This window comes from Azospirillum griseum (genome assembly GCF_003966125.1).
Lineage (GTDB): Bacteria > Pseudomonadota > Alphaproteobacteria > Azospirillales > Azospirillaceae > Azospirillum > Azospirillum griseum.
Genome location: NZ_RXMA01000019.1, coordinates 103376 through 112412, shown reverse-complemented (window position 1 = coordinate 112412; position 9037 = coordinate 103376). Strand labels below are relative to the sequence as shown.

The 9037-nt window shown below is 54.6% G+C and carries 5 protein-coding genes and 1 tRNA gene; 4 read left to right on the top strand and 2 right to left on the bottom strand.

Features of this window, described 5'->3' with window-relative positions; all coding sequences use genetic code 11:
- Together EJ903_RS18385 and EJ903_RS18380 are read left to right on the top strand one after the other, a co-directional pair.
- Window positions 1-3260, top strand: a 3260-nt coding sequence (locus EJ903_RS18385) for a site-specific DNA-methyltransferase (RefSeq protein WP_210211475.1), incomplete at its 5' end; no start/stop codon positions are given.
- A 10-nt stretch (window positions 3261-3270) separates the two neighbouring features.
- Window positions 3271-6057: a BPTD_3080 family restriction endonuclease gene (locus tag EJ903_RS18380; RefSeq protein ID WP_126618150.1), complete on the top strand. Its 2787-nt coding sequence runs from the start codon at window positions 3271-3273 to the stop codon at window positions 6055-6057.
- A 122-nt stretch (window positions 6058-6179) separates the two neighbouring features.
- Here EJ903_RS18380 and EJ903_RS18375 read toward each other — a convergent pair whose 3' ends face one another.
- Complete coding sequence (locus EJ903_RS18375; protein ID WP_126618148.1) at window positions 6180-7487, bottom strand: hypothetical protein; 1308 nt, start codon at window positions 7485-7487, stop codon at window positions 6180-6182.
- A 496-nt stretch (window positions 7488-7983) separates the two neighbouring features.
- Between EJ903_RS18375 and EJ903_RS18370 the strand changes: the two genes are divergently transcribed.
- A complete protein-coding gene (locus tag EJ903_RS18370) occupies window positions 7984-8208 on the top strand; it encodes a hypothetical protein (protein ID WP_126618146.1) in 225 nt (74 codons plus the stop codon).
- Between the two features lie 2 nt (window positions 8209-8210).
- Window positions 8211-8798 carry a site-specific integrase gene (locus EJ903_RS18365; protein ID WP_126618144.1) on the top strand — a complete coding sequence of 196 codons (588 nt, stop codon included), beginning with the start codon at window positions 8211-8213 and terminating at the stop codon, window positions 8796-8798.
- 112 nt (window positions 8799-8910) lie between these two features.
- On the opposite strand, the gene EJ903_RS18360 is transcribed toward EJ903_RS18365, so the two are convergent.
- Window positions 8911-8986, bottom strand: a tRNA-Ala gene (locus tag EJ903_RS18360).
- Window positions 8987-9037 lie beyond the last annotated feature (51 nt).

The window sequence follows — 9037 nt, the reverse complement described above, 5'->3', positions numbered from 1 at the left end:
GTCGAGTCTACCCGCAGCGACTCCCGCTGAAAATCCCCGACCGCACCACAAGCCAAGCCGATTCATCTATTTTGAATCGGCTCCTAACGGCGCGCGACAGCCTGATCGATGAGGGCGTGTTGGAACGCGGACGCGGCAAAGGCGGTTCCGTGCGCCGGGTTCCAGCGGAGGAGCCGGTTGTCATTGAGGATGAAGAGGAAACCTCTGTCGCCCTTGAGGAGGACGAGGACGGCCCTGTCGAGATCGAAGAGGACGAGGAGGAAACCGAGGACGGCTTCACCCTGACCCACACGGAAGAGGCACCAGCCACACGGAAACCAACGTCGGGTGGAAGGCAGAAGTCCCGGAAGGGCGCCAAGCCGACCGAAGACGCACAGGTCATCAGCTATCGGCACCTCAACAAGCGGGTGAATAACCCGGAGGTCGGCATGGTGCATCCGGAAAACGATCCCGACCGTCCGAAGACCGTCTGGGCCTACGATCCCCACATCGACCCGGCATTGCAGTTCGACAGCGGCCGGGCCGCCATCGAAAAGCTGATCGACGACGCGCTGGACAGCGGCGATCTGGAGCGCATGCGTGACGCCCTGACCGAACTGAAGCGGCTGCAATCCCCCTATCTGAATTGGACGGGCAAAGCCGAACACACCAGCTTCGCCGTCGATACGGTGTCGCTGCATGTGCATGAGCGCATCGACCCGGCCAGCATCCTGTCCGCCGTTCGCAAGCGGCTGAAGTCCGGTAAGGAAACGGTCGAGCGGGCGGTGCAGTTGGGGCTGTTCGAGGCCCCCTTCGAGACCCTGCCGCTGCGGCAGGCGGTGGATTTTTACCGGCATGAAAAGAACTGGTCCAACCGCCTGATCGCGGGTGATTCCCTGCTGGTGATGAACTCCCTGATCCAGAAGGAAAGCATGGCCGGGCAGGTGCAGATGATCTACATCGACCCACCCTATGGCATCAAGTATGGGTCAAATTTCCAGCCGTTTACCAACAAACGCGACGTGAAGGATGGAGCGGACAGTGATCTCACTCAAGAACCGGAGATGATAAAGGCATTTCGGGATACTTGGGAACTCGGGATTCACTCTTATTTGACTTACCTAAAAGATAGAATTTTTCTATCTCATGAACTTCTATCCGAAAGCGGAAGTATTTTTGTCCAAATCTCTGATGAGAATGTACATTTTGTTCGCAATATTATGGATGAGATTTTCGGAAAAGAAAATTTTTGCGCGCAGATTATTTTTAGAAAAACCACAGGAAAAGCTAGCACCCTCTTGGATACAACTTGTGATTTTATCATTTGGTATGCCAAAAATCGGGATAACGTAAAGTACCATTCTCTTTATGAATCCAGAACGCCAAGTGACGACTATAACCTGAGGTTTATCGAATTGAGCAATGGAGCTCGGAGAAATTTAACTAATGAGGAGGCCCTGGGGGTTGTTGACATTCCTGCTAATTCAAGAGTTTTTCGACCAAACCCTATAACAAGCGCTCGTCCTCCACAAGAAAATGACGTTAAATTATTTAAATTTCAGAACAAGGAATTTAGCCCTGGGCAACGGACATTTAGCACAGACAAGAGCGGGCTAGATCGTATTAGCAAAGCGGGAAGGCTTATAGCAAGTGGGAATACTCTAGGATTTACAAGATATCTGGACGATTTCCCCTTCAAACCTAGCAATGACATTTGGGAAGATACTAGGCAAAGTGGATTCGGAGATACCAAGGTATATGTCGTCCAAACATCCATGAGGGCAATTGAGCGATGCCTTCTCATGACCACTGATTCCGGTGATTTAGTGCTTGATCCAACATGTGGTTCGGGCACGACTGCGTTCGTCGCTGAAAAGTGGGGACGGCGTTGGATCACATGCGATACGTCGCGGGTTGCCGTGACGCTGGCAAAGCAGCGGCTGATGACCGCTAGTTTTGACTATTATGCGCTTCGTTATCCACATGAAGGTCTGAAGGGTGGATTTATCTATAAAACGGTGCCTCACGTAACCTTGAAATCTATCGCCAACAACCCTGAGATCGATGAGATCTATAACAGAATGCATCCGGTAATAACGGCGGCGCTTGCCACGCTCAATGCCGGGCTAAAGAATACGCCCCCCTTCACGCCGGATCAGGGAGTACGTAAGGGCAAAAAGGTGACGTTTGCCAAAGGCGAAACCCTGCATGAATGGGAAGTGCCGTGCGACTGGCCGGAGGAATGGCCCGGCGCCGCACGCCCGGCTTTCGACGTCTTCCGCGCTGCACGTCAGGCCATGCAGAGGGAGATGGACCGCTCTATCTCCGCCCATGCCGAACCGGAAACCCTGTACGACCAGCCGGAACCGGAGCGGAATAAGCTGCGCATCACCGGCCCCTTCACGGTAGAGGCGGTGCCGAACCCAACCGTGCTGGCGCTGGACGAAACCCTGCCGGCCGACGAGGCGACGGTGACGGTCGCCCGGTCCGGCGAAACCTCGCGGCAAACCCTTTGGCGGGATGAGCTGATCAAGACCGGCATCCGCGGCAAGGGTGGGCAGACGCTGCGCTTCGCCGAGCTGGAAACCGTTCCCGGCCTGCGCCACCTGCACGCCATCGGCACCTTTGCCGACAGCGGAGAACGTGTGGTCGTCAGCTTCGGCCCCGAACATGCGGCATTGGAACAGCGGCAGGTCGAACGGGCGCTGTCGGAAGCGGAAACCCTGCGGCCCGCACCGAAATTCATCGTCTTCTGCGCCTTCACCTTCGATCCCGAGGCCTCCAAGGACATCGACGAGGTGAAATGGCCGGGGGTGACGCTGCTGAAGGCGCAGATGAACACCGACCTGCTGACCGAGGATCTGAAGAAGGCGCGGTCGAGCAATCAAAGCTTCTGGCTGATGGGACAGCCTGATGTGGATGTCCGCCGTCGCTCCGATGGCCTGTGGGAGGTCGAGGTCAACGGCTTCGACTATTTCGATCCAAAGGCGGGGGAACTGATTTCCGGGGGCAAGAACAAGATCGCGATGTGGTCGCTCGACATCGATTACGACCAGCGTTCCCTGTTTCCCCATCAGGTGTTCTTCCCGATGGCCGACAAGAAGGGCGGATGGAACCGCCTGAAAAAGACCATCCGGGCCGAACTGGATGAAGGGCTGCTGTCGCAGTTCCACGGCACCGTGTCGCTGCCGTTCGCGGCCGGCGACAACCGGCGCATCGCGGTGAAGATCGTGGACGACCGGGGTATCGAGTCCCTGAAGATCGTCGCCCTGGACGAGTGAGAAGCCGGTCGTGAATACCCCCCAGTCTCTCATCATCAATTCCGCCTTCCAGTGCCCGGAACAGCATTGGGTGGAAGGGCCGGGCGGCACGCTGGTGATCCGCCCGGAACGGCGGCCCGCCGCCTATGAGATCTTCGACATCCGCAACAATACCCGCCGAACCGAGGAACTGCCCCAGGTCAACGACATCCGCCAGCGGGTGGACCGCTGGCGCGACGCCGATTATCCCGGTGTCACCAGCGTTTCCCGCCGGCTTCTGGAACATTGGCACGACCGGGCGGCCCGACAGCACCCCTTCTACTTTTGCCAGCTTGAAGCGATCGAGACGCTGATCTGGTGGGTGGAGGCGGCGGCGGAATATCGCCAGGGCATCTATGTGCCCGGCGATGGCGGCCCGTGGGAACGACTTTGCAACAAGATGGCGACGGGCGCCGGTAAGACCACGGTGATGGCGATGATCATCACATGGCAGGTGCTGAACGCTCTGACCTATCCCAAGCGCAACAAGGATTTCAGCCGAGCCGTCTTCATCGTGGCGCCGGGGTTGACCGTGAAGGATCGGCTGCGCGTGCTCTATCCTGGCGAGCCGGACAATTACTATGATGCCTTCTCGCTCTGCCCGTCGGAGGCGTTGCGCCAGAAGTTGAACCAGGCGGTCATCCGGATCGAGAACTGGCACACCCTGATGCCACTGAAGGAGCCGAAACGGTCGGTGGTGAAGAAGGGTGCTGAGTCGGACGCCGCCTTTGCCCGTCGCGTGCTGGGTCCGCTTGTGAGCTTCCGGGATATCGTGGTCATCAACGACGAGGCCCACCACGCCTATCGCAAGCCGCCGGAACTGAAGATCAGCAAGAAGGTCGCCGAGGAACAGGGCATCGACCTGGACGAGGCGACCCGCTGGATCGAAGGGCTGGACCGCATCCACAAGACCCGGCGTATCCAGCGCTGTTTCGACCTGTCGGCAACGCCCTTCGCCCCCACCGGCAAGGCCAGCACCGACACCGCCCTTTTCGACTGGATCGTGTCCGATTTCGGCCTGAACGACGCCATCGAAGCCGGGCTGGTGAAGACGCCGCGCGTGGTGGTGCGGGATGACGCCCTGCCCGATGCCCGGACGCTGCGGTCCCGCCTGTACCACATCTATCGCGACCCGTCGGTGTCGGAGGACCTGAACCGCAAGGCGCAGCCGCATGAAGCCCTGCCCAAGCTGGTGCAGGACGCCTATACCCTGCTCGGTGCCGATTGGCGGATCACGCTTCAGCAATGGCAGGATGCCGGTCATCATTCGCCGCCGGTGATGCTGACCGTCTGCAACCGCACCGAAACCGCCGCCAGGATCGAGCATTATTTCAGCCATGGCGATGCTCATTGGCCGGAACTCCATGCCCCGACGAAGACGCTGCGAGTCGACTCGAAGGTGCTGGAGAAGGCGGAACTGGGCGAGGCCGCCGCTGCCGACAAAGATTACGAGGCCAAGCTCAAGGCGATCATCGATGCCGCCGATCTGCCGGAAACGCGGAAGGAAGCCCTTCTAGAGCTGAAGAAGGAAGATCTGCTGCGCGCCATCGTCGACAGCGTGGGCAAGCGCGGAGGAGCCGGCCAGGAGCTTCAGAAGGTCGTCTCCGTCGCGATGCTCTCGGAAGGGTGGGACGCCAAGAACGTTACCCACATCATGGGGCTACGTGCCTTCACCTCTCAGCTTCTGTGCGAACAGGTGATCGGTCGCGGTCTGCGGCGCGTCTCCTACGACACCGATGACAACGGGCTTTTCATCCCTGAATACGTCAACGTGTTCGGCGTGCCGCTGTCGATCAGCCAGAATGTCGGCGATGCTGGAGAAGCGCCGCCCCCACCCAAGCCCAGCACGCAGATCGAGGTTCTTCCCGACCGTGGCGCGCTGGAGATCCGTTGGCCGAACGTGCTGCGGATTGAAACGGTGGTGCGGCCGACTCTCACGGTGGATTGGACTCGGGTGGAGGCTCTTCAGCTGAACCCAGCGGCAACCCCGATTTCTACCGATCTTGCTCCGGCGCTGGGCGGTGCCACTGACATGAGCAAGGTAACGCGTATCGACCTTGAAGCCCTTCCTGATGGCTTCCGGCTTCAGCGGTTGACCTTCCAAGCGGCGCGCAAGGGCTTTGCCGAGCTGCGTCAGAGCTTTAAGGGGACGGAGGGCTTTCTGGTTTTCCAGCTCATCCGGCTGGTTGAGCATTTCCTGACATCCAACCTGTTGGATATCCCGTCGCTGTTCCATCAGGACCCGTTGAGGAAACGTATTCTGGTCGCGCTCAACATCGATCTCGTTGTCCAGCATCTGTTGCGCTACGTCCGGGAGCAGAACACGACGAAGCTGGAACCGATCTATGACGAGGAGAACCCCATCGGTTCAACGGCACAGATGCGGACTTGGTACACGACCAAACCGGCCACCCCGACGGTCAAATCCCACATCAGCCATGTTGTCGGCGACTCGGCATGGGAGCAATACGCGGCCAACGCCTTTGAGAGAAGCCCCAACGTGATTGCCTATGCCAAGAACGATCACCTTGGCTTCCAAGTTCATTACCTGTGGGCTGGTTCCCGACGGCGCTACATCCCCGACTTCATCGTCAGGTTGTCAAACGGCAAGACGCTGGCCCTGGAGATCAAGGGCGAAGACAGCCCGCAGAACCGTGCCAAGCGCGACGCGCTGGACGAGTGGGTGAAGGCGGTGAACGCCGCCGGCGGGTTCGGGGAATGGGTTTGGGGAGTGGCGTTTCGACCGGAGGAAGTGCATGATGTTATCGCAGGTATTTGATAGGCCCTCTATATTAGTCCAGTATAGGTATTTCCATTAAATTGAATACGCAGCAAGGTAAAGCCTGCTTGATATAATCCATAATTTTGGAAGATATTCATGGCAGGCTTTCATTGCCTGAATCAAACTACTTTTGAAAAATATTCCTTCAAGAGTGTTTGGTTCCTAAATAGACGATTAAGGAAGAAAAACAGGACGCAAGTTCCATCATCAAGAAAAAACGGCAATGATGAGTTGTCAATCTTGAATGTTTTATATCGAGTTCTTGCCTCCCCCTTTTGGTGGGGGTTCTTTTCCCTAACAGAAAACTCGTCTATCGTATAGAAAAAATACTCATGATCAAGATGGTTTATGATATATTTGCCCCCAATTTTTGAATACTGCAAGTGAAGACCTTGAGTAACAATGCAATCATCATGAACTTCAAAGTTGCTGCATATCTCTTCAAATGTAATTTCTCCTTCTGATATCACGACCCAAAGATTGTCATAATTATCTGGAGAGTACAGTTTTGAGATTTCGGGCGACCCGAGGTCAGAAAGTGAAAATATCTTCCCAAACTCAAGCTCTTCCATGATAATGGAATTATTCGGAATTTTATCTGCTACATAGTGACTGTCTACACGAAACGCGACATCCACTATAGCACCAATGTCTTTAAGTTCCTTAATAAAAAGTACTATTGAATTCTCCACGCCTTTTATAAGTATGTGTGTATCAAGAGTCTTGTCATAAAGCTTTGACTGTGTGCTTGGCTTTATCTCAAATCTGCTTCCAGTAGATATAAGCCCATATTTATTGTATTGCATATCATCATTCAAATCTATTCCTTTAGATTTATAATATTCCTCAAGAAAATTTATCCTAGGGTCATCAAATGCCGGCACCATGTAAGAACAAAAATCCTTATACATCATGTTAACTATCTCAAAATGGAAAAGTTCGTCATCCGTCAAAATCCGACCAGATTGATGGAAAATATCCTTCAAGATTTGGTAATCTTCGCATATATATGATTTCATTGAATCAAATGAAATATTTTCTAATTTGTTATTTGATCTCACGATATATGATAAGGATATGTAGTCAAACATATTATGATCTAAATTTTTCTTGAAGCGTTCCATTGATGCCGATCTTTCGTCGAGAATTTTTTCCTTATATCTTTTGATAATAAGATCTTTTATAAAATCTTCTTTAGTTATGCCCCACACAAAAGCCATAAGATCAGAGCTAATTCTTTCATCTCCGTTAATATACAATCCATTTAGATAACCAAATTGGAAATTTCTATAATATTTATTAGATGTTAGGGATTCAATCGCAAAATTTCTTTCCTCTCTGAATATAGATTCAAATATACTGCTAATATCTATATTAGACTTTTGGCGGATAAGGATATCTTTAAGGGCAACATACAGGTTTTTCATTTAATTACTCCTTGGTCTTTCTGAGATATTAGGGGCTTTAGATCTCTTTGATCTGTTCAACCGACATAAGTTGTGCGACCGCAAAACTAATACCGGACGGACCAGTGACATTTTAGACGAGCATATCAAAAATAGCATGTATACGCCATCTGGAACCACGCTCATCACCGCGTCGAGGATAGAGCTATTAGGTAAGACGAAAACAAGGTACGGTCACTTACGTAATCGCTTACATTTCTTGATGCTCTTTCCTATATTTTATATATTTCAATATATTATGATGGAAATTAATAAGCTTCCCAAGCTTACGACGAGGGTTCGATTCCCTTCACCCGCTCCAAAAAATCTCCCAGAAAAATCAACAGATTGCGCAAGCTCCTAGGTTCTAAGGCCGAAAATCCCTTAGAATTTCTGGACCAGATTGGACCACGCAGGTCCAACGCACGCGGTCCAACGGGGGCAGCATGGCGACCATCGACAAACGCGGTGAGTACCAGTGGCGCGCGTGCGGCGCGACGGTAAGAGCCTGACCAAGACGTTTGAGACCTTCGAGGCTGCCCAGGCGTGGGCTTTGAGCCTTGAGGGCAAGATCGTCGGTGACGAATACCAGGACCGCCGGAAAGCGCAGGGCACCACCCTCGCCCAGGCCTGCGACTGGATGATCGCCAATCTCAACCGGCGGCAGGGTGGAGGTGCCCTGAGCCGCCGGAGCGGGCGCTGACGATGCAACAGCTCGCCACCATCATCAATCGAACCCGTGAGTTCACCCCCAACGGCGCCAAGGTTCCCGGACGGGATCACCTGTTCATGTTCATCCTGGTGGGGATCGCCACCTGGGCGCGGCCGGACGCGATCTTCGACCTCACCAGGGATCAGGTGAACTTTGACTCTCGACGGATCGCCCTGAACCCGGAGGGGCGGGGGCAGACCAAGAAGTACCGGCCGGTCGTCGCGATGCCGGACTTCATCACCGAGTTCCTGAAGCACGCGGACCACCAGATCGTGAACTATTGCGGTCGGAAGGTCGCCTCGGTGCGCGGGTTCTTCCAGGACCTTCAGGGCACGCAAGGTTTGCCTGACTGGCTCCAGGCGAAGTCGATCCGCCACACCATGGCGAAGCACGCCCGCGCCGCCGGGGTGGACGACTGGCACGTCTCCGGTCAGCTCGGCCACCGCAAGCCCGGTCGCTCGACGACCGAAATCTACGCCAAATACGACCCGTCCTACCTGTCGGAGACCCGGCAATTCACGGACGATTTCGTGCGCCAGCTTCAGAAGCTGGTCCGACCGTCGCTGGGCGTGGACAGATGAACCGGCGTACCCAAAGCGCGCTGCGTATCCCGTGCGTATCCCAAGCCAAATATGCAGCCACTGGCCGAAAAGAGAAAAGGCCAGCAACCCCTTGGGATTGCTGGCCTTTATTTGGTGGAGCCAAGGAGGATCGAACTCCTGACCTCTACAATGCCATTGTAGCGCTCTCCCAGCTGAGCTATGGCCCCTTTGTCTCTGGGAGCCGGTCGTTTCCAACCGGCGTCGGTGGAGCGGGATAA